At 68.2% G+C, this 25,315-nt stretch carries 25 protein-coding genes and 1 tRNA gene; 16 read left to right on the top strand and 10 right to left on the bottom strand.

Annotated elements, in window-relative coordinates; genetic code table 11:
* Positions 1 to 28: 28 nt before the first annotated feature.
* From bktB to AC1DYK_RS20970, 4 genes are all read left to right on the top strand, one after another.
* Entirely contained in the window at positions 29 to 1,213 is a 1,185-nt protein-coding gene (gene bktB / locus AC1DYK_RS20955) for a beta-ketothiolase BktB (protein WP_478168061.1), read from the top strand.
* A 63-nt stretch (positions 1,214 to 1,276) separates the two neighbouring features.
* Positions 1,277 to 1,352, top strand: a tRNA-Lys gene (locus AC1DYK_RS20960).
* Between the two features lie 302 nt (positions 1,353 to 1,654).
* Positions 1,655 to 2,176: a hypothetical protein gene (locus AC1DYK_RS20965; protein ID WP_478168062.1), complete on the top strand. Its 522-nt coding sequence runs from the start codon at positions 1,655 to 1,657 to the stop codon at positions 2,174 to 2,176.
* A gap of 34 nt (positions 2,177 to 2,210) precedes the next feature.
* The gene (locus AC1DYK_RS20970; protein WP_478168063.1) at positions 2,211 to 2,582 is read left to right on the top strand and encodes a hypothetical protein; all 372 of its coding nucleotides are present in this window, start codon (positions 2,211 to 2,213) and stop codon (positions 2,580 to 2,582) included.
* Between the two features lie 16 nt (positions 2,583 to 2,598).
* On the opposite strand, the gene AC1DYK_RS20975 is transcribed toward AC1DYK_RS20970, so the two are convergent.
* Entirely contained in the window at positions 2,599 to 3,126 is a 528-nt protein-coding gene (locus AC1DYK_RS20975) for a TetR/AcrR family transcriptional regulator (protein ID WP_478168064.1), read from the bottom strand.
* Positions 3,127 to 3,363: 237 nt separating this feature from the next.
* Here AC1DYK_RS20975 and AC1DYK_RS20980 point away from each other — a divergent pair, with 237 nt between their 5' ends.
* The 7 genes from AC1DYK_RS20980 (at position 3,364) to AC1DYK_RS21010 (ending at position 11,564) form a co-directional block, all read left to right on the top strand.
* Positions 3,364 to 4,611 carry a branched-chain amino acid ABC transporter substrate-binding protein gene (locus AC1DYK_RS20980; RefSeq protein ID WP_478168065.1) on the top strand — a complete coding sequence of 416 codons (1,248 nt, stop codon included), beginning with the start codon at positions 3,364 to 3,366 and terminating at the stop codon, positions 4,609 to 4,611.
* Between the two features lie 35 nt (positions 4,612 to 4,646).
* On the top strand, positions 4,647 to 6,281 hold the full coding sequence (locus tag AC1DYK_RS20985) for an acyl-CoA dehydrogenase family protein (RefSeq protein WP_478168066.1): 1,635 nt from the start codon (positions 4,647 to 4,649) through the stop codon (positions 6,279 to 6,281).
* A 13-nt stretch (positions 6,282 to 6,294) separates the two neighbouring features.
* Complete coding sequence (locus tag AC1DYK_RS20990) at positions 6,295 to 7,797, top strand: class I adenylate-forming enzyme family protein (RefSeq protein ID WP_478168067.1); 1,503 nt, start codon at positions 6,295 to 6,297, stop codon at positions 7,795 to 7,797.
* Positions 7,798 to 7,810: 13 nt separating this feature from the next.
* Positions 7,811 to 8,638: a thioesterase family protein gene (locus tag AC1DYK_RS20995; protein ID WP_478168068.1), complete on the top strand. Its 828-nt coding sequence runs from the start codon at positions 7,811 to 7,813 to the stop codon at positions 8,636 to 8,638.
* 97 nt (positions 8,639 to 8,735) lie between these two features.
* Positions 8,736 to 9,641, top strand: coding sequence for an SDR family NAD(P)-dependent oxidoreductase (locus AC1DYK_RS21000; protein ID WP_478168069.1), 906 nt, complete (start codon positions 8,736 to 8,738; stop codon positions 9,639 to 9,641).
* A 116-nt stretch (positions 9,642 to 9,757) separates the two neighbouring features.
* A complete protein-coding gene (locus tag AC1DYK_RS21005; RefSeq protein ID WP_478168070.1) occupies positions 9,758 to 10,660 on the top strand; it encodes a LysR family transcriptional regulator in 903 nt (300 codons plus the stop codon).
* A 10-nt stretch (positions 10,661 to 10,670) separates the two neighbouring features.
* A complete protein-coding gene (locus AC1DYK_RS21010) occupies positions 10,671 to 11,564 on the top strand; it encodes a LysR family transcriptional regulator (protein ID WP_478168071.1) in 894 nt (297 codons plus the stop codon).
* Positions 11,565 to 11,602: 38 nt separating this feature from the next.
* On the opposite strand, the gene AC1DYK_RS21015 is transcribed toward AC1DYK_RS21010, so the two are convergent.
* Positions 11,603 to 12,781: a DUF4382 domain-containing protein gene (locus AC1DYK_RS21015; RefSeq protein ID WP_478168072.1), complete on the bottom strand. Its 1,179-nt coding sequence runs from the start codon at positions 12,779 to 12,781 to the stop codon at positions 11,603 to 11,605.
* Between the two features lie 471 nt (positions 12,782 to 13,252).
* Between AC1DYK_RS21015 and AC1DYK_RS21020 the strand changes: the two genes are divergently transcribed.
* The 5 genes from AC1DYK_RS21020 to AC1DYK_RS21040 all read left to right on the top strand — a co-directional run bounded on the left by AC1DYK_RS21020 (position 13,253) and on the right by AC1DYK_RS21040 (position 17,171).
* On the top strand, positions 13,253 to 14,407 hold the full coding sequence (locus AC1DYK_RS21020) for a mandelate racemase/muconate lactonizing enzyme family protein (RefSeq protein ID WP_478168073.1): 1,155 nt from the start codon (positions 13,253 to 13,255) through the stop codon (positions 14,405 to 14,407).
* 122 nt (positions 14,408 to 14,529) lie between these two features.
* Positions 14,530 to 15,468, top strand: a complete 939-nt coding sequence (locus AC1DYK_RS21025; RefSeq protein WP_478168074.1) for a Bug family tripartite tricarboxylate transporter substrate binding protein — start codon at positions 14,530 to 14,532, stop codon at positions 15,466 to 15,468.
* 2 nt (positions 15,469 to 15,470) lie between these two features.
* Positions 15,471 to 16,178: an arylmalonate decarboxylase gene (locus tag AC1DYK_RS21030; protein WP_478168075.1), complete on the top strand. Its 708-nt coding sequence runs from the start codon at positions 15,471 to 15,473 to the stop codon at positions 16,176 to 16,178.
* Between the two features lie 410 nt (positions 16,179 to 16,588).
* A complete protein-coding gene (locus tag AC1DYK_RS21035) occupies positions 16,589 to 16,885 on the top strand; it encodes a type II toxin-antitoxin system RelE/ParE family toxin (RefSeq protein WP_478168076.1) in 297 nt (98 codons plus the stop codon).
* On the top strand, positions 16,866 to 17,171 hold the full coding sequence (locus tag AC1DYK_RS21040; RefSeq protein ID WP_478168077.1) for a helix-turn-helix domain-containing protein: 306 nt from the start codon (positions 16,866 to 16,868) through the stop codon (positions 17,169 to 17,171). Before AC1DYK_RS21035 ends, AC1DYK_RS21040 begins: the two co-directional genes overlap by 20 nt.
* A gap of 221 nt (positions 17,172 to 17,392) precedes the next feature.
* Here the strand turns inward: AC1DYK_RS21040 and AC1DYK_RS21045 are convergent, their stop codons facing one another.
* The 8 genes from AC1DYK_RS21045 to AC1DYK_RS21080 all read right to left on the bottom strand — a co-directional run.
* A complete protein-coding gene (locus AC1DYK_RS21045; RefSeq protein WP_478168078.1) occupies positions 17,393 to 18,673 on the bottom strand; it encodes a TRAP transporter large permease in 1,281 nt (426 codons plus the stop codon).
* Positions 18,670 to 19,239 carry a TRAP transporter small permease gene (locus AC1DYK_RS21050; RefSeq protein ID WP_478168079.1) on the bottom strand — a complete coding sequence of 190 codons (570 nt, stop codon included), beginning with the start codon at positions 19,237 to 19,239 and terminating at the stop codon, positions 18,670 to 18,672. The genes AC1DYK_RS21045 and AC1DYK_RS21050 overlap by 4 nt, the downstream gene beginning before the upstream one ends.
* 27 nt (positions 19,240 to 19,266) lie before the next feature.
* Positions 19,267 to 20,259 carry a TRAP transporter substrate-binding protein gene (locus AC1DYK_RS21055; RefSeq protein WP_478168155.1) on the bottom strand — a complete coding sequence of 331 codons (993 nt, stop codon included), beginning with the start codon at positions 20,257 to 20,259 and terminating at the stop codon, positions 19,267 to 19,269.
* 99 nt (positions 20,260 to 20,358) lie between these two features.
* The gene (locus tag AC1DYK_RS21060; protein WP_478168080.1) at positions 20,359 to 21,192 is read right to left on the bottom strand and encodes an HpcH/HpaI aldolase/citrate lyase family protein; all 834 of its coding nucleotides are present in this window, start codon (positions 21,190 to 21,192) and stop codon (positions 20,359 to 20,361) included.
* Position 21,193: 1 nt separating this feature from the next.
* Positions 21,194 to 22,549 (bottom strand): MmgE/PrpD family protein, encoded by a 1,356-nt coding sequence (locus tag AC1DYK_RS21065; RefSeq protein ID WP_478168081.1) that lies wholly within the window; start codon positions 22,547 to 22,549, stop codon positions 21,194 to 21,196.
* Positions 22,550 to 22,583: 34 nt separating this feature from the next.
* A complete protein-coding gene (locus AC1DYK_RS21070; RefSeq protein WP_478168082.1) occupies positions 22,584 to 23,774 on the bottom strand; it encodes a CaiB/BaiF CoA transferase family protein in 1,191 nt (396 codons plus the stop codon).
* Entirely contained in the window at positions 23,774 to 24,934 is a 1,161-nt protein-coding gene (locus AC1DYK_RS21075; protein ID WP_478168083.1) for an acyl-CoA dehydrogenase family protein, read from the bottom strand. The genes AC1DYK_RS21070 and AC1DYK_RS21075 overlap by 1 nt, the downstream gene beginning before the upstream one ends.
* A 5-nt stretch (positions 24,935 to 24,939) precedes the next feature.
* Positions 24,940 to 25,315: HTD2 family dehydratase (locus tag AC1DYK_RS21080; protein WP_478168084.1), on the bottom strand; the 376-nt coding region annotated here is incomplete at its 5' end.

Consider the following 25,315-nt stretch of genomic DNA (forward strand, 5'->3'; position numbering starts at 1 on the left):
ATCGGCGCTTCGTTTGCAAAGGAGAACTGTGATGAAAGAAGTGGTTGTCGTCAGCGGCGTTCGCACCGCCATCGGAACTTTCGGCGGAAGCCTCAAGGACGTGCCGCCCACCAAGCTCGCCGCCCTGGTCACCAAGGAAGCGCTGGCGCGCGCCAAGGTCGACGGCAAGGACGTCGAGCACGTGGTCTTCGGCCACGTCATCAACACCGAGCCGCGCGACATGTACATGGCCCGCGTGGCCGCGATCGAAGGCGGCTGCGCCCAGGAGACACCCGCGCTGACCGTCAACCGCCTGTGCGGCTCGGGCCTGCAGGCCATCGTGAGCGCGGCCCAGAGCATCCAGCTCGGGGACGCCAAGGTGGCCGTCGGCGGCGGCGCCGAAAGCATGAGCCGCGCCCCCTTCGCCTCGCTCACCGCCCGCTGGGGCGCGCGCATGGGCGACAGCAAGATGGTCGACATGATGCTGGGCGCGCTGCACGACCCCTTCCAGACCATCCACATGGGCATCACGGCGGAGAACATCGCCAAGAAGTGGGGCATCAGCCGCGAGACGCAGGACCAGACCGCGCTGACCAGCCACCAGCGCGCCCAGAAGGCGATCGAGGGCGGCTTCTTCAAGACGCAGATCGTTCCGGTGCCGCTGGAGAGCCGCAAGGGCACCACCTACTTCGACACCGACGAGCACGTGCGCCACGACGCCAAGATCGAGGACATGAGCAAGCTCAAGCCCGCCTTCCTCAAGGAAAACGGCACCGTGACCGCGGGCAATGCCTCCGGCGTCAACGACGCGGCCGCGGCCGTGGTGCTGATGGAGAAGGAAGAAGCGGCGCGGCGCGGCCTGAAGCCGATGGCGCGCATCGTGGCCTATGCCTTCGCGGGCGTGGACCCGGCCTACATGGGCATCGGCCCGGTGCCGGCCTCGCGCAAGGCGCTCGAGAAGGCGGGCCTGAAGGCCTCCGACATGGACGTGGTCGAAGCCAACGAGGCCTTTGCGGCGCAGGCCTGCGCGGTGAGCCAGGACCTGGGCCTGGATCCGGCCAAGGTGAACCCCAACGGCTCCGGCATCTCGCTCGGCCACCCGGTCGGCGCCACCGGCGCGCTGATCACTGTCAAGGCCCTGTACGAGCTGGAGCGCATCCAGGGCCGCTACGCGCTGGTGACCATGTGCATCGGCGGCGGCCAGGGCATCGCCTGCATTTTTGAGCGGATCTGACGGCCGCTCCAAAAGTTGTGGCTATAATCGTGGGATTGCCTGAATGACAGAAATGTCGATCAGGGGCTCTTAGCTCAGTTGGTAGAGCAGCGGACTCTTAATCCGTAGGTCGAGTGTTCGAGTCACTCAGGGCCCACCAGCAAACCCTTCACTGGTATAGAAACGGCGCTATCGAAAACGATAGCGCCGTTTTCTTTTGGGCGTCGGAAACGAGACGCCAGTGAGGGTGTCAAAGCACGCACCCGATCTCACTGACGCCTTGAAGGTGTCTCTGGACGCCGCGCAACTCAGCAGCGATACGCCATTCGTGATATTGAGAATGGGCGCTTTGAGGCGTACAACTTTTGCGCCCGATGGGCCTTTGCGCCTGTTTGTTCAACCTCCTCAAGTGGGGGGGCCTTGGCCCTGGTATCACCGCCCGTGGCGGGGCAGGGAAAGATCATGAACAAACTTTTCGGAAAGGCTGTGCTTTGCTCCGCCGCGGCMGCGGCGGCGACGATGATGGGCGCTGCATGGGCACACCAGGAAGGTCGAATGACGGGTGGCGGAAGCTTTGTCTGCAGTGATCCGGGGCAACAAAAAGTGACGCATGGCTTCGAGTTGCACTGCAAGGGCGATCCGCCGGCCACGCTCGCAGAGCCAAACAATCTGGAAATCAACTTGTCCGGTGGCGACAATTTCCATCTCACCACTTTGGCGAAGGCGGTGTGCACCGACACTGACGCGATCCAGCAACCCCCGAGTGCAAACTTCGACACCTTTGACGGCGCGGGAACCGGCACCTTCAACGGTCTGCCTGCAGAAATTGCATTCACCTTCACCGATGGCGGAGAGCCTGGCACCAAGGACACCGCGCTGGTCCTCATCAAGCTGACGGGGACGGGACAAACCGTGCTCAGCTGCAACACGGCGCCTCTGACCTTCGGCAATCATCAGGCGCACCAGGCGACCGGCAGCAAGTAGTAGCGACGGTTCGGCACCCCGAAGGGGCATCGTCGTGGCGAAAAAGAAGCAAGGAATGCGCAGGACGGCAGCAGGCATTTGTCTGGCAGCGCTGTCTGCGTTCGCGGGTGCATCGCTGTTTGCCGCCGACACTGAAAAGGCGTCCTCGATCAAGGCGGCCTTGATCGAGGAGCCCACGGGCAAGGATGTCGAGCGCGACGAGTCCGGCTCGGCGAGCCTCGGCGGAGCACTCTACAGCCCGTTCAGCCCCGCCTTTGAAGCGGTGCCGCAACCACTCAAAGCCAGCGCTGCGCCGACGCGGCAAAACGTGGACGAAGGGACGCCCGACCTGGCAATGACGACCGTCGCCTCCTCCGTTGCTGCAGGGCTCCTCGTCGTTCTTGTTCGCGTCCTTGTTGCGAGTTAGGGATCAGGACGATGGGTCAGCGCAAGGCCTCGAGGTAGGCATTGACCGCCGTGCGTGCCTGCCGCGACAACGCCTGCAAATCAGGCGCACCGACGGCGCTGATGTGGACGTGCGAGACCAGCCCGTACATCACGGTCTGGCTGACGCGCGCCGCTTCCCGGATCGGGCAACCTGCGGGCAGGTCCGCCGCGGCGGCGAGCGCATCGGCCCAGGCGTCGACGAAGCGCTCGTACATCTTGCGGTAGGCGTCGACGCCCGACAGGTGGCGCTCGAGCAGGTAGTGCGCGCCCCACTCCGCCGGCCGCTCGCGGTGGGCCTCGATCTGCGAGTCGATCAGCGCGTCGACGATCTCGCGCAGCGGGCGGCCCGTGTGCCGCGCGACGGCCTCCTGCATCGCAATCAGCAGCGCCTTGGAGCGCAGGTGCAGGCAGACGCGCGCCAGGTCCTCCTTGCTGGCGAAGTATTCGTAGAAGCTGCCGAGGCCGGTGCCGGCCACCAGCACGATCTCGCGGATCGTGATGCCCGCGTAGCCGCGTTCGACCAAAAGCCGAACAAAGGCTTCCTGCAGGGCTTGCGAAGTCTGCAGCGCACGCGACTGGCGCGGCTTTCTCCTCGGGGGAGAAGTCGGGGAACGTTTGATCCTGGTCTCCTTGCGCCGGAACCCGAACACCCGGAGCGTCGGTTGTTCCTAGAATTTTTCGAGCTGGCAGGCTGCATTCTGCAGCGATGGACAGCAGCGCCGAAGCCCGGCGCGGAAGCCAAAAAAACGGGAGACAAGATCATGCAAACCATCGTCCGCGCGGCTTCGGCCGCGCTCGTCCTGGCGGCCGCCACCGCCTCGGCGCAGCCTGCCTCGACCGTGAAGATCGCCTCGCTGGACGCGATGTCCGGGCCCATGGCCGGTCTCGGCCTCAACGTGCTCAAGAGCTTCCAGTACACGGTGAAGATGGCCAACGACGAGGGCTGGGCAGGGCCCACCAAATTCGAGATCGTCGCCTTCGACAACAAGCTGTCCGCCCAGGAGGCGCTGAGCCTGCTGAATTCGATCGTGGCCCAGGACATCCGCTACGTGGTGCAGGGAACCAGTTCCTCGGCCGTCGGCGTCGCGCTCCTGGGCGCCATCGACAAGCACAACAGCCGCAATCCGGGCAAGGAGATCGTGTACCTGAACTACGCCGCGCAGGCACCCGTGATGACCAATGCGCAGTGCAGCTTCTGGCACTTCCGCACCGACGCCAACTCCGACATGAAGGTGGCGGCGATGACGACGCACATCGCGGCGCAGCCCGGCGTGAAGAAGGTCTTTCTTCTGAACCCCAACTACGCCTACGGCCAGGAGGTCTCCAGGGCCGCGCGCGATCTGCTGGCCAAGAAGCGCCCCGACATCGAGATCGTCGGCGACGACTTCCATCCGCTGGGCCAGGTCAAGGACTATTCGCCCTACATGGCGAAGATCAAGCGCGCCGGCGCCGACACGGTGATCACGGCCGACTTCGGCGCCGACCTGGCCCTGATCGTGCGGGCCGCACGGGATTCCGGACTCGGCGTCGATTTCTACACGCTCAACGCCAACAACTTCGGCGTGCCGGGCGCCATGGGCGCGGCGGGCGTTGGCCGGGTCAAGCTGGTGTCGGCCTTCAGCCCCAACGACCCGGGCCTGTCGGGCAAGCCGCTGCTCGGCGGCTTCAAGCGCCAGGTCAACGAGGATTTCACCAACAGCCTCGGCCACAACGCGATCGTGATGCTGGCGCAGGCGATGCGCGAAACGAAGGCGACCGATCCCATGACCGTGGCCACGAAGATGGAAGGCATGCGCTTCGAAGGCCTCAACGGCCCGGTCGAGATGCGCAAGTCCGACCACCAGGCCCAGCAGCCGATCTACGTGCTGAGCTGGGAAAAGGTCGACGGCAAGGCCGTGGTGCACGACCAGGAGAACACCGGCCTGGGCTGGAAGCAGGTGGCCGTGGTCGATGCCAAGGCAGCCGAGCAGGCCACCACCTGCCAGATGAAGCGCCCGTCGGGCAGCTGAGCCCGCACCCTCCATTCACCTCCGAAAGACCCACCATGACCGGCATCCATCCCGACAACCAGGTTCCCGAACTCAAGGACTACAACGTCTACACCAGCGACCCGGCGCTGCGCCGCGCGGTGGCGCGCGGCGGCGCCGGCTGGCGCGACGACGAGTTGGTGCGCCAGGGCGCCGAGTACGGCGCCGAGGCCACCCTGCGCGCCGCCGAGGACGCCAACCACCATGAGCCGGAGCTGCACACGCACTCGCGCACCGGCGAGCGCATCGACGCCGTCAGGTTCCATCCCGCGTGGCACACGATGATGACCATCGCACGGCGCAACGGCATCGCCAACCTGCCCTTCTTCGACCAGCGCCCCTCGGCCTGGACCGGCTACGGCGCCTCGCTCTACATGCACAGCCAGATTGAGTCGGGCTCGACCTGCCCGACCACGATGACCAAGGCCTGCATCCCGGTGATGCGGCTCAACCCGGCGCTGTTCGAGGCGGCGGCACCCAAGCTCGGCGCCACGGTGCACGACGCGCGCGACATCCCCTTCGCGCAGAAGCACTCGATGACGGTCGGCATGGGCATGACGGAAAAGCAGGGCGGCAGCGACGTGCGCACCAACACCTCGCGCGCGGTGCCCGCGGGCCAGGGTCCCTGGGGCGAGGAGTTCCTGATCACCGGCCACAAGTGGTTCCTCTCGGCGCCGATGTGCGACGGCCACCTGGTGCTCGCGAAGACCGATGAGCGCGGCTCGACCTGCTTCTTCGTGCCGCGCTGGCGGCCCGACGGCAGCAAGAACCCGATCCACATCCAGCGCCTGAAGGACAAGGTGGGCAACCGCTCCAATTCCAGCAGCGAGGTCGAGTTCAAGGAGGCCTGGGGCGTGCTCGTCGGCGAGGAAGGCCGCGGCATCCCGACCATCATCGAGATGGCGACCTATACCCGCCTCGACTGCGCGCTCGCGAGCGCCGGCTTCATCCGCCAGGCCTTCGCGCAGGCGCTGCACTACACGCGCAACCGCCATGCCTTCGGCCGCGCTCTGGTCGACCAGCCCGTGATGACCGAGCTGCTCGGCGACATGGCGCTCGAGTCCGAGGCCGCGACGCTGCTGGCCATGGACCTGGCCTCGCACTTCGGTTCCAGCGATCCGTTCGACGTCGCCTGGCGCCGCCTCATGACGCCCGCGGCCAAGTTCTGGAACTGCAAGCGCGCGGTGGCGCTGACCGGCGAGGCCATGGAAGTCTTCGGCGGCAACGGCTATGTGGAAGACGGTCCGATGGGACGCCTGTTCCGCGAGGCGCCGGTCAACTCGATCTGGGAAGGCTCGGGCAACGTGATGAGCCTGGACGTGCTGCGCGCGGTCTCGCGCAACCCGGACGATGCGCATCGGGTGCTCGACCATCTGCAGGAAGTCGCCTCGCAGGACACCCGCCTGCGGGCCCAGACGCAGGCCTTGCGCGATGCGCTCCTGCTGCCGCCGACCGAGCTCGAACGCCAGGCCCGCCGCTTCACGCAGCGCCTGGTGCTCACCGCCCAGGCCTGCCTGATGCTGCAGCACGCCAGCGCCGAGGCCTCGGCCGCCTTCATCGGCAGCCGCTTCGACCCCGACTGGGGGCCGGTGACCGGCATCACCGCCGGCACCAGCGATCCCGGTGCGCTGCTGCGCGCGGCCTGGCACTGAAGACGCGACAGGCATGACTGATTTCGTTTCGGTGCTGGACCAGCACGCCCGCGTGCAGCCGGCCAGGGAATTCCTGCGCGCGGCGGGCCGTTCCTTCAGCTACGGCGAGTTCGCCGAGCTCAGCCGCCGCGCCGCCACCGTGCTGCGCGGCCACGGCATCGGCGCCGGCGACAGGGTGGCGCTGCTGTGCTTCAACACGCCGGGCTTCGTGCTCGCACTGTTCGGTGCCTGGCGACTGGGCGCCGCCGTGGTGCCGGTCAACCACAAGCTGCAGGCACCCGAGATCGACTACGTGCTGCGCCACTCGGGCAGCAGGCTGTGCGTGGTGGATGGCGCCCTGGCCCCGCTCGCGCAGAAGATCGAGCACACGCCGGACTGGCTCGCGACCGACAGCGCCGGCGCCGGCATGGCCTCCTTCGACGCGCTGCTCGAGCAGGCCGCGCCGATGGCCGACGCCGCGCCGCCGCCCGGCGATGCGCTGGCCGAGATCCTCTACACCTCCGGCACCACGGGCAAGCCCAAGGGCTGCCTGCATACGCACGCCAACGTGTTCCTCGCGGCGGTTTGCGCCGCGGCCAGCACCTCGATCACGCGCCACGAGCGCACCCTGATCGCGATGCCGGCGTGGCATTCGTCGCCGCTCAACAACTGGCTGCTCGGCACGCTGCTGATGGGCGGCAGCGCGGTGTTCCTGCGCGAGTACGCGCCCAAGGCCTTCCTCGATGCGCTGGCGCAGGAGCGCATCAGCTTCACCTTCGGCGCGCCGATCGCCTTCCTGGCCCCGCTCGCGGTGGTGCCGGACATCAAGGCCTACGACTTCGGCGCGATGCGCATGTGGGCCTACGGCGGCGGACCGCTGGGCGCCGACATGGCGCGCAAGCTGGCCGACAGCTACGGCAGCGACCGCTTCGTGCAGGTCTACGGCATGACCGAATCGGGTCCGCTGGGCACGGTGCTCTATCCCGAGGAGGCGATCGCCAAGGCGGGCTCGATCGGCCGCGCGGGCGTGCCGGGCGTCGCGGTCGAGGTGCGGCGCGCCGACGGACAGCGCTGCACGGCCGGCGAAGTCGGCGAGATCCACCTGCGTTCGCCCGCGATGATGAAGGGCTACCTCGACAACCCGGAGGCCTCCGCGGCCGCCTTCGACCCGCAGGGCTGGTACCGCACCGGCGACCTGGCGCGGATCGACGAGGACGGCTACCTCTTCATCGTCGACCGGCTGCGCGACATGATCGTCACCGGCGGCGAGAACGTGTACTCGAAGGAGGTCGAGGACGTGCTCGCGATGCATCCCGACCTGCAGGACGTGGCCGTCATCGGCCGGCCGCATCCGGAATGGGGCGAGACGGTGACGGCGGTGGTGGTGGCACGCGCCGGTCGGGCGGTCGACGGCGATGCGCTGCGCACGTACCTCGAGCCGCAGCTGGCGCGCTACAAGATCCCGCGCGCCTATGAATTCCGCGACACGCTGCCGCGCACGGCAACCGGAAAGCTGCTCAAGCACCAACTGCGGTAAAAACGCCGTCACCATGACCCCTGCCTCGATCGACTCCGCCCGCCCCGCCGCTGTCTTCGCGCGCGAGGGCGATGTCTGGCTGCCCAGCGAACTGTCGCGCGGGCCGTGGGATCCCCGGGCCCAGCACGGCGGCGCGCCCAGCGCCCTGATGGCGCATGTGGCCGAAAGCGCCATGGCCGAACCCGGCTGGCAGCTCGCGCGCCTGAGCGTCGAGCTGGTCAAGCCGGTGCCGGTGGCGCCGCTGACCACGCGCTGCACTGCACAGCCCGCGCGCTCGACCACGCGCCTGACGATCGATCTGCTCGCCGGCGAGACGCTGGTGGCGCGCGCCCATGCGCTGATGCTGCGCGGGCAGGCGCTGGCGCTGCCCGACGGCCTGCCGGGGCTGTCGCCGCCACGCCTGCTGCCGCTGCCCGGCGACTGCAGCGAGCCGCTGCGCATCCCGGGCCTGCCCGTCGGCGTCGCGTTCCACGGCGCCGCCATGGACACGCTCGTCGCCCAGGGCGACATCTCGCAGCCGGGCCCGGGCGCGGCCTGGTTCCGTCTCGCGGTGCCGCTGGTGGCCGGCGTGCCGAACTCGCCGGCGATGCGCGCCGCCGCCGCGGCCGACTTCGGCAACGGAGTCAGCTGGTTGCTGCCGGTCGAACGCTACATGTTCTCCAATGCCGACCTGAGCCTGCACCTGCATCGCCAGCCGGTGGGCGAATGGATCGGCCTCGCCTCCGAATCGCAGGCGGACGGCAGCGGCGCCGGCACCACGCTGTCGCGGCTCTACGACGAGCAGGGCCCGATCGGCGTCGCCGTCCAGACGCTGGTCTTGCGCGATCGCGACGCCGCGTAGGTCTCCCGAAGCCCCCCTTCGCAATGCCGGAACACGGGCGGCGACGCCCGTGGCATCCTCTATCGGCGATTTCGCAGGCAGCTCGAGGAGAGATTCGATGGTCGAAGGCAAAGTGGTTCTGGTCACCGGCGCGGGGGGCGGCATCGGCCGCGACATCGCGCTCGCCATGGCGCGCCACGGCGCGCGCGTGGTGGTCAACGACATCGGCGCCGCGCTCGACGGCGCCGGCCACAGCGCCGGGCCGGCCCAGCAGGTGGTCGACGAAATCCATGCCCTGGGCGGCGAGGCCGTGCCCAACGCCGACAGCGTGGCCGATGCCGCCAGTGCAGCGCGCATGGTCCAGTGCGCGGTCGACAACTTCGGCCGCATCGACGCCGTGGTCAACAACGCCGGCATCCTGCGCGACCGCTTCTTCCATAAGATGTCGGTCGACGAATGGGACGCGGTGATCAAGGTTCACCTCTACGGCAGCTACTACGTCAGCCGTGCCGCCGCGGTCTTCTTCAAGGAGCAGGCCTCGGGCGCGATGGTGCACATGACCTCGACCTCGGGGCTGATCGGCAACTTCGGCCAGGCCAACTATGCGGCCGCCAAGCTCGGCATCACGGCGCTGTCGAAGTCGATCGCGCTCGACATGCTCAAGTTCAACGTGCGCTCCAACTGCATCGCGCCCTTTGCCTGGAGCCGCATGATCGGCGCCATCCCGACCGACACGGAAGAGCAGCGGGTGCGCGTCGCCAAGATCCAGCAGATGACGCCTTCGAAGATCGCGCCACTGGCGGTCTACCTCGCCAGCGATGCGGCGCGCGAGGTCAACGGCCAGATCTTCTCCGTGCGCAACAACGAGATCTCGCTGATCAGCCAGCCGCGCCCGGTGCGCTCGATCCACCGCTCCGAAGGGTGGACGCCACAGACCATCGCCGAGCACGCCATGCCGGCGATGCGCGCCAGCTTCTACCCGCTCGACCGCTCGGCCGACGTCTTCAGCTGGGACCCGGTCTGACGAGCCCCCACGCTCCCTCACTTCGTGTGTCGCTGCCCCCCGAGGGGGCCGCAGGCCGCCTTGGGGCGGCCCGGCGCCGGCCTGATGCGGGTTGGTTTTAGCGGGACAATCCGCGCGTGAATCTCCATTTCGACCTGTTCGACCTCAAGCTCTTCGCCTATGTGGCGGAGGCGCGCAGCCTGACGCGCGGCGCCGACCGCGCCTGCATCTCGCTCGCGGCCGCCTCCACCCGCATCAAGCAGATGGAGGAAGCCATCGGCGGCAAGCTGCTGCACCGCACCGCGCAGGGCGTGAACATGACCGCGGCCGGCGAGGCCCTGCTCTACCATGCCAAGCGCGTGATGCAGCAGATGGAGCACCTGCGCATCGACATGCAGGACTTCGGCAAGGGCATCAAGGGCCATGTGCGGGTGTTCGCCAACACCACCTCGATCACCGAATACCTGCCCGAGAAGCTGGCCGGCTTCCTCACGCAGCATCCGGCGGTGCAGGTCGACCTGCGCGAATACCTGAGCGAGGAGATCGTGCGTTCGGTGGCCGACGGCGGCGCCGACATCGGCATCCTGGCCGGCGACGTTCACACCGGCGACTTCGACGCCCGGCCCTTCGGCCGCAACCAGCTGGTGCTGGTGGTGCCGACGGCGCATCGCTTCGCCGAAACGTCCGCGATGGCCTTCGTCGACACGCTCGAGGAGCAGCACGTGGGCCTGCACCACGCCAGCGCGATCCACCGCTTCCTGCTGCGCAAGGCCGAACTCGCCGGCCGCGGCTACAGCCCGCGGATCCAGGTCGGCAGCTTCGAGGCCATCTGTCTCATGATCGAGGCCGGGGTCGGCGTCGGCGTGCTGCCGGCCTCGTCGGCGCGCCGCCTGTCGCGCGCGCTGCGCATCACGACCGTGCCGCTCACAGATGCCTGGGCCGAGCGCGAGCTCAAGATCGTCGCCCGCAGCCGCGAGCAGCTGCCCGCATCCGCGCGTGAACTCTTCGACTACCTCGCGCAGCCACCCGAAGCGCCCTGACCCACACGGCATGTCCGCAGACCTGAAATCGCTGCGCCTGTTCGTGGCCGTGGCCGACCACGGCAGCATCAGCGAGGGCGCAAAGCGCTGCCACATCGCGCTGGCGGCCGCCAGCAAGCGGATTTCCGACCTGGAGTCGCGGGCCCGGCTGCCGCTGCTGGTGCGCCACGCGCGCGGCGTCACGCTCACCTCGGCGGGCCACGGACTGCTGCTGCATGCGCGCGCCGTGCTGTCGGCCATGGACCGGCTCGGTGCCGAACTCGACGATTTCCAGAACGGCGTGGCGAGCGTGGTCAGCATCACGGCCAACGCGTCGGCCATCGCCCAGTTCCTGCCGGCCCAGATCGGCTCCTTCCTGCGGCTGCACCCGGTGCTCAAGATCGACCTGCAGGAACGCGCCAGCACCGAGGTGGTCAAGGCCGTGCTGGGCGGCCTGGCCGACATCGGCGTGATCGAGGGCCACACGCCGGCCGAGGGCCTCGAATGCCTGCCCTACCGCAGCGACGAACTGGCCGTGGTGGTGGCGCGCGACCATCCGCTGGCCCGGCGCCGGCGCATCGGCGTGGACGAGGTGCTGCGCCACGACCATATCGTGGTGCGCGAAGGCACGGCGCTGCACCGCGTGCTGCTGAGCGCCGCGCTCGAGGCGCAGGTGCCGCTCAAGGTCCGCATGCAGGTCGGCAGCTTCGACATGGTGTGCCGCATGGTCGAGCAAGGCGTCGGCATCGGCGTGCTGCCCTTCGCGGCGATCCTGCCCCAGCTGCAGATCCTGCGGCTGCGCTGCCTGCGGCTCGACGCCCCCTGGGCGGTGCGCCGGCACCTGCTGTGCGTGCGGCGCGAGCAGGACCTGACGGCGGCGGCGCGCTCGGTGCTGGAGCACCTCCGAACCCCGGACCCGGCCTGACTGGCCCCCATGCTCCCCACTTCGCCGCTCAAGTCAACTCAGGGCAGCGTGAAGTTGGTCGCGAAGGTTGCGTCCCCCGCCAGCGTCGGCGAGGACGCCGTCTTCACCGAGCCGGCCCCGCTGGCTTCCACCACGTACTTGCCAGCCGCAGCCGTGTTCGGCGCAAAGACCAGCGCCGCCGGCGCCGCTGCGTAGGGCGCCACCAGCGGCGCATTCACCGGCACCGCGTAGGTGTAGGCGCCTGTGTCGCCGTCCGCCGCACGGTCGGCCACGACGATGGTCGGGCCGCCGGACAGCGGCTGCAGGGCACGCACCTGTGCCTCGATCGGCGAGCTCGCGGTGCTCACGGCGCCGGACAGCGTGGCCGTCGGCGAAGTGGGCACGGCGAGCGCCGACGCCGACGCATTGAGCGTGGTCACGGTTTCGGCGGCGATGGGTACGCCAGTCACCACCGCGGTGGTGCGGCCGGGCGCCGTCAGCACCAGGTGATAGCTTCCGGCAGGCACCGGCTGCAGCAGGAATTTGCCCGTGCTGTCCGGCACCGTCGCCTTGACGATGACCCCGTTCTGCTGCAGCGAAACGCTGGTCCTCGGATCGACCAGGCCGACGTCCACATAGCCAAGCACGCCAGAGACCAGGCGCGGCACCACGCTCAGTACCGGCTTGAGCAGGTACTGTCCGGACTTGCCGGCTTTCACCACTGACTTGCAGGCGTCGAAGTCGATCACGAAGTCTGCCATCTGGTTGGCCGCCACATCGATGTTGGCATTCGCCTTCAAGCCCGATTGCTGGCCGCTGGGCGTCTTCAGCGCGATTTCCTTTTCGCCAGTGGGAATGACCGAATTGGCCAGCGGCGTGCTGCCGCCGTTCTCAGCCAGGACCAGGCGCAGCTGGGTGTATTTGCCCACCGGCAGTGGCAATTGCCCGAGTTCGAACAGCACACCGTTGGTCAGCGACAAGAGGTCGATGCGCGCCGGCGGGTCCACCGCCAGGTCCTGCCAACCAGCTTCACTTTCTGCCGCGTTGGCGGCCTGGTGGACGCGTACCTTGGTGACGGTCACGTTGACGGCGTCATAGCCGCAGGCCGGCGCGTCGGTCATGGCCAGCCGCAGCGTGCCTTTCTCGGCGGTGGGGGTAGGGGTCGCGGCGACGGGAATCGAGCCCCCCCCCCCCCCCCCCCCCCCCCCCCCCCCCCCCAGAGCGCGGCGTCTTTGCAACGCTGCTGGCGCGATCTCAAAACACGGCAGCTATGCTCGAATTCCAACGATGCAAAAGGACATTCCATGAGGAAGCTAGTCGCAGCACTCTTCGCAACGGCCATGCTCGGAGGGTGTGTTGTCTACCCCGAGGCCCCAGGCAATCCAGGCGGCGGGTACGGAAAGCAATGCCCGCCAGGGCAGGCAAAAAAAGGAAACTGCTAGTCCGCCGTTTCAAGGGTGGCCAACTTCGGCCGGCTGCTGAAAAAGATTCGGCAGGCCGTCGCGACCGTCGCTTGACGGCGCTCGGTGGGCGCTCGGACCTCGCGTCGGGCTCAGTAGGTGCTTGCCGCGCTGACCTCGCCGCGCTGGCGGCCCGGCGCCGGCCTGAGCCTTCGCGATTCGCGAAGCCTCGCGCCCGCCACAAACGAATTGTTCTCCTCGACCCGCGCGTCAAGAATCGCGAAGCCGAACAAGCCAAGGAGACATTTCTTGAAGATCATCCGCGTCAGCGCCACGCCGCTGAACATCCCGGTCACCATCGACGTGCTGGGCCTCGACAAAAAGACCTCTCTGTCGCTCTGCCTGACCGAGATCGAGACCGACACCGGCCTCGTCGGCCATGGCATGACCGCCATCACCGAAGAGGAAATCATCGCCGCCGCGGTGCGCGAAGTGGCCGGCCCGGCGCTGATCGGCGAAGACCCGATGGCCACCGAGCGGCTCTGGGAGAAGCTCTACTGGCTGCTGTCGCCGCGCGGGCAGACCGGCTACGCCAGCCATGCCATCGCCGCGCTCGACATCGCGCTGTGGGACCTCAAGGCCCGCGCGCTCGGCCAGCCGCTGTGGCGCCTGCTGGGCGGCGCGCGCTCGCGGGTCCCGGTCTACGCGACCTTCGGCTTCGGCTTCTTCGAGCGCGACGAGCTCGCCGCGGCCGCGAAGCTCTGGGTGTCGCAGGGCTTCCGGCGCCTCAAGATGACCGTCGGCGGCCATGCGCTGGCGCGCCGCGACGAGCCGCGGCCGATCGACGAAGTGATCGACGAGGACGTACGCCGCGTCGCCGCGGTGCGCGAGGCCGTGGGCCCCGACGTGAAGCTCTACGTCGACGGCAACTGCGGCCTCGACCTGTTCCATGCGAGCGACCTGGCACGGCGCATCGAGCCCTACGGCATCAGCTTCTTCGAGGAGCCGCTGACGCAGAACGACGTGCGCCAGATGGCGCAGCTGCGCACGCGCACCACGATCCCGCTCGCCTGCGGCCAGAACGAGGGCCTGTCGTTCCGCTTCCGCGACCTGCTGGTGAACCAGGCGGCCGACGTGCTGCAGCCCAACGTGACCATCTCGGGCGGCTATTCGCAGTGCCTGAAGATCGCGGGCATGGCGCAGGCCTTCAACGTGCCGATCGACAACGGCGGGGCCTGGCCCTTCCACAACATGCACCTGCACGCGGGCGTCGCCAACGGCGGGATGGTCGAATACCACTACGTCGCGGTGAAGATGCTCGAGCAGATCTTCGACGGCCTGCCGGTGCCCGACCAGGGCTGGCTCACGCTGCCCGAGACGCCGGGGCTGGGCTTCGCACCGAATGCCGAGCGGGTGCGGGAGTTGGCGAAGCTCCCGACCTCCCACGGCAAAGGCAAAGCCTGAAGCGCCAGCACAAGCATCGGGTTAGAAAGAACAACGGAGACACGATGAAACAGAGACGACAAGCGATTCGACCCTCACGCGGGCATGCACTGCGCACGGGAACCCTGGCACTGACTTTCTGCATGGCGGGCGCATTCGGCACGACCGCGGCCTGGGCCCAGAAGTACCCCGACAAGCCGATCCGGCTGGTGGTGGGCTACTCGGCGGGCGGCGGCGTCGATGCGGCGGCGCGGATCCTGAGCGCGCGCCTGCCGGCGGTGCTCGGCCAGCAGGTGGTGGTCGAGAACCGCGCCGGCGCCACCGGCATGATCGCGGCCGACCTGGTCGCCAAGGCCGCGCCCGACGGCTACACGCTGATGATGGGCGACAGCGCGATGCTGATCGCCAAGCTGCTGCAGCCGAAGATCGCGATCGATCCGCTGACCAGCTTCAAGCCGGTGGCCGGCGCCTTCATCTCGCCGCTGATGATCGTCACCGGCAACGACTTCCCGGCCCGCACACCGGCCGAGCTGGTGACCGAACTCAAGACCCATCCGGGCCGCTATTCCTTTGCGACCTCCGGCGTCGGCACCGTGCAGCACCTGGGCTTCGAGATGCTCAAGCAGGCCACCGGCAGCTTCGTGGTGCATGTGCCGTACCGGGGCGCCGCGCAGATCGTGCCCGACGTGGTCGGCGGGCAGGTGCCGATCGGCGTCGTCAGCGCCACGGCCGGCATGGCGCAAGCCAAGGCCGGCAAGCTGCGCGCGCTGGCGTTGATGAACACCGCGCGGCTCGAAGCCGCGGACGGCGTGGCGCCGCTGGCCGATGCGCTGCCGGGCTTCGACGTCGCACCGCGCCTGTTCCTGCTGGCGCCGGCCGGCACGCCGGACGAGATCGTCGACAAGCTCGCGGCCGCGGTGAAGACCGTGCTCGACACCCCCGAGGCCGCCACCGCGGCCGCCGCCCAAGGCACCTTGCGGGCCTTCGCCACGCCCGCGCAGCTGCGCAAGGAATTGGTCGACGAGAACGCGCGCTGGAAGCGCATCATCACCGAGCAGCGCATCGTGGCGGAAGGGAGCTGACCATGGCGCAACCCCACCTGGGCCTGATCGTGCCGCCCGCCGCCGGCGCGGTGCCGGTGGACGGCCCGCTGCTGTACGGCGAGCGCATCCGCTTCAGCGCGCGCGGGCTCGGCCTGGGCGAGATCTCGACGCGCGGCTACACCGAGGTGATCGATTCGGTGATCGAGAAGGCCGTCGAGCTCGCCGCCCTCGGCGTCGGCGCCGTCTCGCTCATGGGCACCTCGCTGAGCTTCTTCCGAGGCGCCGCCTTCAACCGCCAGCTGCAGGCCGAAATGGCGCGCGCCACCGGCCTGCCCTGCAGCACGATGAGCGATGCCATCGTCGGCGGCCTGCGCAGCCTGGGCGTGCGGCGGGTCGCGGTGGCCACCGCCTACATCGACGAGGTCAACCTGCAGCTGCGCCGCTACCTGCAGGACAGCGACTTCGAGCCGCTGGCCTTGCAGGGGCTGTCGATCTCCGACGTGCAGGCGGTCGGCGCCGTGCCGACGCAGGTGCTGGTCGACCTGTGCACGACGGTCTTCGAGGCCAGCCCGGGCGCTGACGGCATCCTGATCTCGTGCGGCGGGCTGGTCACGCTCGACGCGGTGCGCGAGGTCGAAGCGCGGCACGGCGTGCCCGTGGTCTCGAGCTCGCCCGCGGGCTTCCGGGAGCTGGTCCGCAGTGCCGGGCTGGACCCGCGCTCGCCGGGCCACGGGCGCCTGTTCGCCTGAGCGCGGCGGGTCGATGCGCCGCCGGCGCGCAGCACGCTCCGTGCCTTGCGCCCGCTGAAATCACCGATGCGTTGCGAAGCACGCGACGACACTTTCGGATCATTCACATCCCTCCTTCCGAACGGTCTCAGTTCGCTCTGCAACCGCTCGCGGTGAAATGGCTGTGCTCACGCCACACCCAAGCAGGAAAGGAGATCCGCTGCCACCCCAGAGTACCCAGCGAACAACGCCGCGTCTCAGGGCGGGATGTCATGACGTTCCAGGACATCCAGCTGAGGCAAAAAGACGAGCCCCGAAGGTGCGCAAACACCAACGAGGCTCTGACCACAACGTGCCCCTTGGAAGGAAACGCACATCATGGCTACTTCGGATCATAGTCAACCCTCCAGCATCGCCATCGCCGTCGCGAGATGGAGGTCGGTCTGATTGATGCGGACTTGGGCGGCTTCCTCTACAAGAAGCGGGTAGCCCGTCCCGGTGGCGGCAAGAGCGGCGGCTATCGAACGCTGCTGTCGGCGCGGATCGGCAGCCGTTATGTGTTTTTGTATGGGTTCCCAAAAAGTGACAAGGCGAACATTGCGCAGGACGAAAGGAAGGCGCTGCAGTTCGCGGGAAAGGTGTTTCTGGAGCTATCGACAGAGGACTTGATGAAAGCGCTGCAGATAGGCGTTCTATTGGAGGTGTGTTGTGACGAGCAAGCTCATTGAATCCCTGCGCGGCGATCTGGCCGCGCTGCACGATGCTGGCGCAATCGGTAAGGTGACGATGCGCGAGTTCGATGCCATCTGCCCGCCGCCAGTACGGGAGTTCAGCGCGGCCGACATCAAGCGGCTGCGCGAGGAACTGAAGTTCAGCCAGCCGGTGTTCGCACTGCACCTGCACACCACGGCATCCACGGTGCGCAAGTGGGAGCAAGGCGACACCCATCCTGCAGGGCCGGCCCTCAAACTGCTCAATGTCATCGCGAGCAAGGGGCTGCAGGCAATCCTTTGATCGAGACAAATAGGTCTGCACTTCCCGCAGACGTCTGCCTCAAATGAAATTGCGATATTTAACGGTTGTAAAAACTTCTAGATGAGATCTGTCTGAAACTGCGCGCAGATGATTCGCCCATCGGGGCTTCGGGCGACCTCGAGAGCTCGCGTTGCTGCTCCCGCGGACTCAGTTCGCACTGCCCGTGACCTCGAGTTCGCCCGCGGGCCGCCGGCCGCCGGCTACTTGAGCAACAGCCCCGGCAGCCACAGCGACAGCCCCGGCCAGTAGGTGACGACTGCCAGGAAGCCCAGCATCGCCAGCAGCCAGGGCCAGACCGCCACGGTCAGCTCGGTGATGCCCATCTTGGTGATGCCGCTGGCTACGTAGAGGTTCAGGCCGACCGGCGGATGGCACATGCCGACTTCCATGTTGACCACCATCATGATGCCGAAGTGCACCGGATCGATGCCCAGCTGCATCGCCACCGGGAACAGGATCGGCGCCAGGATCAGCACGATCGACGAGGGCTCCATGAAGTTGCCCGCCACCAGCAGCACCAGGTTGCAGACCAGCAGGAAGCCGATCGGCCCCAGGCCCTGCGCGATCATCCAGTTGCCCAGGTCCTGCGGGATGCTCTCGTTGGCCAGGATGAACGAGAACATCACCGCGTTGGTGATGATGTAGAGCAGCATCGCGCTCATGTTGGCGGAGTTCAGCAGCACCCGCGGCACGTCCTTCAGGCCCAGGTCCTTGTAGACGAAGACCGCGACGACGAAGGCATACACCGCGCTCATCGCGGCCGCCTCGGTGGGCGTGAAGATGCCGGTGTAGATGCCGCCCATCACGACCACGATCAGCAGCAGGCCCCAGATCGCCTCGCGAAAGGCCTTGAGGCGCACCGACCAGCCCATCTTCGGCAGGCGTGGGTAATCGTTCTTCCAGGCCCGGTACCAGGTCACGACGCCCAGCAGCAGCGCCAGCGCAATGCCGGGCACCACGCCGGCCATGAACAGCGCGCTGATCGAGGTGTTGGTGGCCACCGCATACATCACCATCACGATCGACGGCGGGATCAGGATGCCGAGCGCGCCCGAAGTGGCGATCACGCCGGCGCCGAAGCGCTTCGGGAAGCCGGCCGTGACCATTGCCGGCAGCAGGATCGAGCCAATGGCCACCACCGTGGCCGGGCTCGACCCCGACACCGCGGCGAACAGCGCGCAGGCCAGAACGCCGCCCAGCCCCAGGCCACCGTGCCAATGGCCGACCATCGCCGAGGCGAAGCGGATCATCCGCCTGGCCACCCCGCCATGGGTCAGGAAATTGCCGGCCAGGATGAAGAACGGGATCGCCATGATCTCGAACTTCTCGATGCCGGTGAACAGCTTCAGTGCCACCGCCTCGAGCGGCACCTCGGTCATGGTGAACAGAAAAGTCAGCACCGTCAGGCCGAGCGCGATCGAGATCGGCATGCCGCTGAGCATCAACAGCACCAGCAGGGAGAAGATGATGAGGCTGTTCATGGTCGCGCCTCCAGGGCCGGCGTGCGGTCAGCCTCCAGGCCTTCGACATGGCCGTGGTCGTGTCGCGGCAACTCGCCGGTTTTCCAGAACGCCACGGCCACTTGCAGGAAGCGAAAGCACATCAGGAACGACCCCAGCGGAATCGCCAGGTAGGCGAGCCAGCTCGGCAGCTCCAGGTCGGGCGTGGTCTGGTCGCTCTGCGCCAGGCCCCAGACCAGCCGCGCGCCGAGCGCCCCGACCACCGCGGTGAACAGGGCGCCAGCGAACAGGCCGAACAGCACGAAGCGGCGCCGCATCGGCGCCTGCAGGCGGTTGATCAGCACATCCACGCCGACATGGATGCCGGTGCGCACGCCGTAGGCGGCGCCGAACTTGGCCATCCAGACGAACATGAAGATGCACAGCTCCTGGGCCCAGCCCAGGTGGATCGCGAGCAGCCAGTCCTGGAGGCCGGGGATCGGCACGCCGGCCAGATAGCGGTGGACCACGGCAACGAAGATCAGCAGGGTCGCGCCGCCCATGAGGCTGGCGATCAGCCACTCCTCGAGCTTGTTGAGTACGTTCATCGTGCCTCCGAAGGGTGCTTCAGAGGTTCACGAGGTTCCGATCGCCTTGTGGATGTCCTGGATCAGCTCCGGGCCCACGCGCGAGGCCATGGCCTGGTGCACCGGCTTGAGCTGCGCGATCCAGGCCACCCGTTCTTCTGCTGTGAGGGCATGCAGCCTGATCCTGCCGCTGGCCTGCATCGCCGCGATCGCGTCGTCGTTGTCCTTTTGCGAGATCGCGTCGTTGCGCTCGGTGGCCTCCTTCATGGCCGCCTCGAGCGCGCTGCGGATGTCCGCCGGCAGCGCATCCCAGAACTTCTTGTTGACGATCACGCCATAGCCGATATAGCCATGGCCGGTGAGCGCGCCATGGGCCTGCACCTCGTGCGTCTTCTGCGTGTAGATGTTGGACGGCGTGTTCTCGGTACCGTCGACCACGCCGGTCTGCAGCGCCTGGTAGACCTCGGAGAAGGCCATCACCTGCGGGATCGCGCCGAGCGCGCGCATCTGCGCCTCGAGCACCTTGGACGACTGGATGCGCAGCTTCAGGCCCTTCATGTCGCCGGGCCGCCGGACGGCCCTGTTGGCGGTCATGATCTTGAAGCCGTTGTCCCAGTAGGCCAGCCCCTTGAAGCCCTTGGGCTCCAGCCGGGCCAGCAGCCGGGCGCCGATCGGCCCGGTGGTGATGGTGCGCAGCGCCGCCTTGTCCGGAAAGATGTAGGGCAGGTCGAAGACCTCGAACTCCCTCACGCCCAGCGGCCCGAACTTGGCGAGCGACGGCGCCAGCATCTGTACGGCGCCGAGCTGCAGCGCCTCGAGCTCTTCCTTGTCCTTGTAGAGCTGGCTGTTCGGATAGACCTCGACCCTGACCCGGCCCCGGGTCAGTTCGGCGGCCCGTTTCGCGAAGAAATCGGCGGCGGCCCCCTTGGGCGTGTTGGGCGCCACCACGTGGCTGAACTTGATGACGATCGGTGCCGGCTGTGCGAACACCCTCGGAACTGCGAATGCAGACGCGCCGACCCATACGGCACGCCGAGTCATGGAATGGCTCATGAATGTCTCCCTGTCTTGTTTTTCGATCTGCGACCCGCTGCGCCGTTTTTTTTTGACGCACTCCGTGTCGCTCTCCCTTGCGGTGCTTCAGCGTGACGCTGCGCGCAGCACCGCCTGCGCCTTGAGGACCACCGGCCGGTCGACCATCTTGCCGTCGACCGCGACCGGCGCTCCCCCACTTGCGGCATCGGCCGCAAGAACCCGTTGCGCCCAAGCGATGCGTTCAGGCATGGGCGAGAAGCCCTGGTTGACCGACGCCACCTGCTTCGGATGAATGCACAGCTTGGCGCCGAAGCCGAGGGCGCGCGCCCGGCGCGCCTCGGCCTCGAGGCGAGAGCTGTCGTCGATCGACGTGCTGACGCCATCCACCGGCGCCTGCAGCCCCGCGAGGCGCGAGGCCAGCACGATCTGCGAGCGATAGAAAAGAAGCTCGTGGCCGTCGCCCTCGTCGTCCGCCTCGATGTCGAGGTCGGCCTGGAAGTCGATCGAGCCGAACACCAGGCGCTGCACGTGCGTCGCGCTCGCGATGCCGGCCAGGCGGTCGATGCCACGCGCGGTCTCGATCAGCGGCCACAAGGCCGCAGCCGGCAGCGCGGTGGCGATCGCCCGCAGCACAGACGCATCCTCGGCCTTCGGCAGCATCAGCGCCTCGATGCCGGCGCGGGCGCACAGCTCGACATCGGCGGCGTGCCACGGGGTGTCGGCCGCATTGATGCGCACACCGATGACCGGCGCTGCAGCACCATCGCGGCGCGCGGCCAGCCACTCGCCGACCTGGGCGCGGGCCTCGTCCTTGCGTTCCGGCGGCACGGCGTCCTCGAGGTCGAGCACGACCGCATCGGCGCCGCTGGCGCAGGCCTTGTCGAAACGCGCGGGCTGGTGGCCCGGCACGAAAAGAAGACTGCGGGCAACCGGGCGCATGTCAGCCCAGCAGGCGCTCGACGCGCGGCGCTTCGGCCAGGTGCCAGATGCGCTGACAAAGTGCTTCTGCTTCTTGGGGCGTAGCGGCCTCGCCGTACTGCGTGAGCCGCTTCATCTTGTCCTCGATCTCGGCGCGGCTCAGCGTGTTGCCGGGGTCGCCCTTGGGTTCGTCGACGCGGCCCGAGAAGCTGCGGCCGTCGGTGGTCGTGACGCTGACCTTGCCGATCCAGCGCGCGGGGTAGGCCGTGTCGACCTCGCGGTCGAGTTCCATCATCACCTTGTCGCGGAAGGCGGCGACCTCGGGCGCGAGGTAGTCGCGGTCGAACTCGGTGAGGCCCGCGCGGCCGTGCACCGCGATCAGCCCCAGCACCGTGCCCATCGAGAACTTGCCCTGGTGCACCGTGGCGGGCACCACCACCCGGCCCAGCACGTCGATGGCCCCCTGGTGCACATGGGTCACGACGCGCGCGATGTCGCCGTGCTTCAGGCGGTGGTCGGTCATCACCTGCAGCAGCGCATCGGCGGCCGGGTGCGTGTGGCGGCAGGAGGCGTGGTACTTGAACGAGGTTTCGGCCAGCGTCCAGCGGCTGCCCAGGCCATCGACCAGGCGCCGGGGATCGGCATCGGTCGACATGCCGACGCCCAGGCCCTGCGCGCCTTCGAGCACGCGCTGCGCACCGGTGAAGCCATCCTTGGCGAGGTAGGCCGACATGAGGCCGCTGGCCGCGGCGTGCGCGCAATGCAGCTGCTTCGAATCGGCCGCGTCGCGCAGGAACTCCCAGACACCCGCCGACTGCGTGCCGGCCGAGCCGAAGGCATCCAGCATCTGGCCCGGCGCAAGCTCGAGCAGCCGCCCGACGGCGGCAGCGGCCGCCAGCGTGCCGGCCGTGGCCGTGGTGTGGAAGGTGCGGTAGTGCGAGCGGCCGAGGAATTCGCCGACACGGATGCCGACTTCGTAGCCCGCCACCACGGCGGTCAGCAGCTGCGCGCCGCTCGCACCCAGCGCCTGGGCCGTCGCCAGGGCCGGCGCGAACACGACCGCCGCCGGATGGAACACGGAGCCGTTGTGCACGTCGTCCTGCTCCACGTAGTGCGAGGCTGCGGCATTGACCAGCGCCGCGAACAGCGGCGAGGTGCTGCGGCGCGAGATCAGCACCTCGCTGGGGCCTTCGGCGGGGCCCATCATCTCGGCGAAGCGCTGGATGCTGCGCACCGGACGCGCCGCGCGGGCCGCGAGCACGGAGCCGAGCCAGTCGAGCATCAGGTCCTCGGCGCGACGCAGCACCGGATCGGGAATCTGGGCGAACGAGAGGTCGGCGGCGAAGGTGGCGAGGGTCTGGCTGGGGTGGTTGTTCATTGAGGGGATTCCGTTGGGGCAGGATGAGGGGCGCTCAGACCGCGCCTTCGGCATGCAGCGCGGCGATGGCCGCAGCGTCGTAGCCGACCTCGGCCAGGATCGCATCGGTGTGCTGGCCGAGCGTCGGCACCGCATCCATGCGCGGATCCCACTCGCGCGGCATGCCGGGCGGCCACAGCGCGGGGATCGCGCCGGCACCGGTACCGACGTCGGTCCAGCGATCGCGCGCCTGCAGTTGCGGGTGGTTCCACAGGTCCTGCATCGTGTTGACCTGCGCGTTGGCGATCTGCGCCGCGTCGAGCCGCTCGATGATGCCCGCCGCGGTGAACGCCGAGAAGGCCTGGACGATGATGTCGCGCAGCGCATCGCGCGAAGCGGTGCGCAGCGTGTTGGACGCGAATCGCGGGTCGGCCGCCAGGCCGGGCTGCTCGAGCACCTTCGCGCAGAACGCCTGCCACTCGCGCTCGTTCTGCAGCCCCAGCATCACCAGCTTGCCGTCGCCGGCCGGGAACGGCCCGTAGGGGTAGATGGTGGCGTGCGCCGCGCCCGCGCGCGGCGGCGGCGGCGCGCCCTCGAAGGCGTAGTACATCGGGAAGCTCATCCACTCGGCCATGCTCTCGAGCATGGAGACGTCGATGCGGCAGCCCTTGCCGGTCTTGCCGCGCTGCAGCAGCGCCGCCAGGATGTTGCTGTAGGCGTACATGCCGGCCGAGATGTCGGCGATCGAGCAGCCGGCCTTGGCCATCTCGTCGGGCGTGCCGGTGACCGACAGGAAGCCCGATTCGCTCTGGATCAGGAGGTCGTAGGCCTTCTTGTCGCGGTAGGGTCCGGGCGCCGCCGCATCGTCGCCGTAGCCCGAGATGTCGCAGACGACCAGGCCCGGGTGCAGCGGCGACAAGGCCTCGAAAGACAGGCCCAGGCGGGCCGCGGCGCCAGGCGCGAGGTTCTGCACCAGCACGTCGGCCTCGGCCACCAGGCGCTGCAGGACCTCCTGGCCCCGGGGGTGCTTGACGTCCAGGGTCAGGCTCTCCTTGGAACGGTTGGTCCAGACGAAATGCGAGGCCAGTCCGTGCACGCGCTGGTCGTAGGCGCGTGCGAAGTCGCCGCTGCCGGGCCGCTCGACCTTGATCACGCGGGCGCCGAGATCGGCCAACTGGCGGGTGCAGAACGGCGCCGCGATCGCGTGCTCGAGCGTGAGCACGGTGATGCCTTCGAGGGGTCGCATCAGAAGCTCCGGGGCAGCCCGAGCATGTGCTCGGCCACGTAGCTCAGGATCAGGTTGGTCGAGATCGGCGCCACCTGGTAGAGCCGGGTCTCGCGGAACTTGCGCTCGATGTCGTATTCGCAGGCGAAGCCGAAGCCGCCGTGGAACTGCAGGCAGGCATTGGCCGCTTCCCACGAGGCCTTGGCCGCGAGGTACTTCGCCATGTTGGCCTGGGCGCCGCAGGGCTCGTGCGCATCGAAGCGCCGGCAGGCCTCGTAGCGCATCAGGTCGGCGGCCTCGATCTCGATGAAGGCCTCGGCGATCGGGAACTGCACGCCCTGGTTCTGGCCGATCGGGCGGCCGAACACGACGCGCTCCTTGGTGTAGGCCGTGACCTTGTCGATGAACCAGTAGCCGTCGCCGATGCACTCGGCCGCGATCAGCGTGCGCTCGGCGTTGAGGCCGTCGAGGATGTACATGAAGCCCTGCCCTTCCTCGCCGATCAGGTTCTCGGCCGGGATCTCCAGATTTTCGAAGAACAGCTCGTTGGTCTCGTGGTTGACCATGTTCAGGATCGGCCGCACGGTGAGCCCGTGGCCGATGGCCTCGCGCAGGTCGACGATGAAGATCGACATGCCTTCGGACTTCTTCTTCACATCGGCCAGCGGCGTGGTGCGCGCCAGCAGGATCATCAGGTCGGAGTGCTGGATGCGCGAGATCCAGACCTTCTGGCCATTGATGACGTAGCGGTCGCCCTTCTTCACGGCGGTGGTCTTGATCTTGGTGGTGTCGGTGCCGGTCGAGGGCTCGGTCACGCCCATCGACTGCAGGCGCAGCTCGCCGGACGCGATCTTCGGCAGGTACAGCCGCTTCTGCGCCTCGGAGCCATGGCGCAGCAAGGTGCCCATGTTGTACATCTGGCCGTGGCAGGCGCCGGAGTTGCCGCCGGCGCGGTTGATTTCCTCCATGATCACCGAAGCCTCGGTCAGGCCCAGGCCCGAGCCGCCGTACGCCTGCGGGATCAGCGCGGCCATCCAGCCGGCCTTCGTCAAGGCGTCGACGAACTCGGCCGGGTAGGCACGGGCTTCGTCGACCTTGCGGAAGTACTCGTTCGGGAACTGGGCGCAGAGGTCGCGCACGGCGTCGCGGATGTCCTGGTGGCGGGAAGTGGAATCAGTCATGGGGATCAAGAGGAAGTGAATTCGGCGCTGGCTTGCATCAGCAGCGCGCCCTGACCGTCTTCGGCCCAGAGCACGGCCTTGCCATCGGCATCGGCCGCATGGCCGCGAACGCGCAGCAGGCCGCCACAGGTCAGCGGCCGCACGGCCTTGAAGCTGTAGGCCCGCACGCCGCGGCCCGGGTTGTGCTGCTGGGCCCCTTCGAGCAGCAGCGTGGCGATCAGCGGGCCGTGCACCACCAGGTCGTCGTAGCCTTCGACCTGGGTCACGTAGGGATGGTCGTAGTGGATGCGGTGGCTGTTGAAGGTGAGCGCCGAGTAGCGGAACAGCAGCGGCGCGTCGGGCCGGTGTTCGACGGTCCAGAGCGCATCGGCCGGCGGCGCC

Source organism: Variovorax sp. P2_H12, assembly GCF_056403395.1.

Coding starts and splice junctions, on each gene's coding strand:
- AC1DYK_RS20980 (WP_478168065.1), top strand. CDS start 3,364: ATGCAAACCATCGTCCGCGCGGCTTCGGCCGCGCTCGTCCTGGCGGCC.
- AC1DYK_RS20985 (WP_478168066.1), top strand. CDS start 4,647: ATGACCGGCATCCATCCCGACAACCAGGTTCCCGAACTCAAGGACTAC.
- AC1DYK_RS20990 (WP_478168067.1), top strand. CDS start 6,295: ATGACTGATTTCGTTTCGGTGCTGGACCAGCACGCCCGCGTGCAGCCG.
- AC1DYK_RS20995 (WP_478168068.1), top strand. CDS start 7,811: ATGACCCCTGCCTCGATCGACTCCGCCCGCCCCGCCGCTGTCTTCGCG.
- AC1DYK_RS21000 (WP_478168069.1), top strand. CDS start 8,736: ATGGTCGAAGGCAAAGTGGTTCTGGTCACCGGCGCGGGGGGCGGCATC.
- AC1DYK_RS21010 (WP_478168071.1), top strand. CDS start 10,671: ATGTCCGCAGACCTGAAATCGCTGCGCCTGTTCGTGGCCGTGGCCGAC.
- AC1DYK_RS21025 (WP_478168074.1), top strand. CDS start 14,530: ATGGCGGGCGCATTCGGCACGACCGCGGCCTGGGCCCAGAAGTACCCC.
- AC1DYK_RS21030 (WP_478168075.1), top strand. CDS start 15,471: ATGGCGCAACCCCACCTGGGCCTGATCGTGCCGCCCGCCGCCGGCGCG.
- AC1DYK_RS21035 (WP_478168076.1), top strand. CDS start 16,589: ATGGAGGTCGGTCTGATTGATGCGGACTTGGGCGGCTTCCTCTACAAG.
- AC1DYK_RS21045 (WP_478168078.1), bottom strand. CDS start 18,673: ATGAACAGCCTCATCATCTTCTCCCTGCTGGTGCTGTTGATGCTCAGC.
- AC1DYK_RS21050 (WP_478168079.1), bottom strand. CDS start 19,239: ATGAACGTACTCAACAAGCTCGAGGAGTGGCTGATCGCCAGCCTCATG.
- AC1DYK_RS21055 (WP_478168155.1), bottom strand. CDS start 20,259: ATGACTCGGCGTGCCGTATGGGTCGGCGCGTCTGCATTCGCAGTTCCG.
- AC1DYK_RS21060 (WP_478168080.1), bottom strand. CDS start 21,192: ATGCGCCCGGTTGCCCGCAGTCTTCTTTTCGTGCCGGGCCACCAGCCC.
- AC1DYK_RS21065 (WP_478168081.1), bottom strand. CDS start 22,549: ATGAACAACCACCCCAGCCAGACCCTCGCCACCTTCGCCGCCGACCTC.
- AC1DYK_RS21070 (WP_478168082.1), bottom strand. CDS start 23,774: ATGCGACCCCTCGAAGGCATCACCGTGCTCACGCTCGAGCACGCGATC.
- AC1DYK_RS21075 (WP_478168083.1), bottom strand. CDS start 24,934: ATGACTGATTCCACTTCCCGCCACCAGGACATCCGCGACGCCGTGCGC.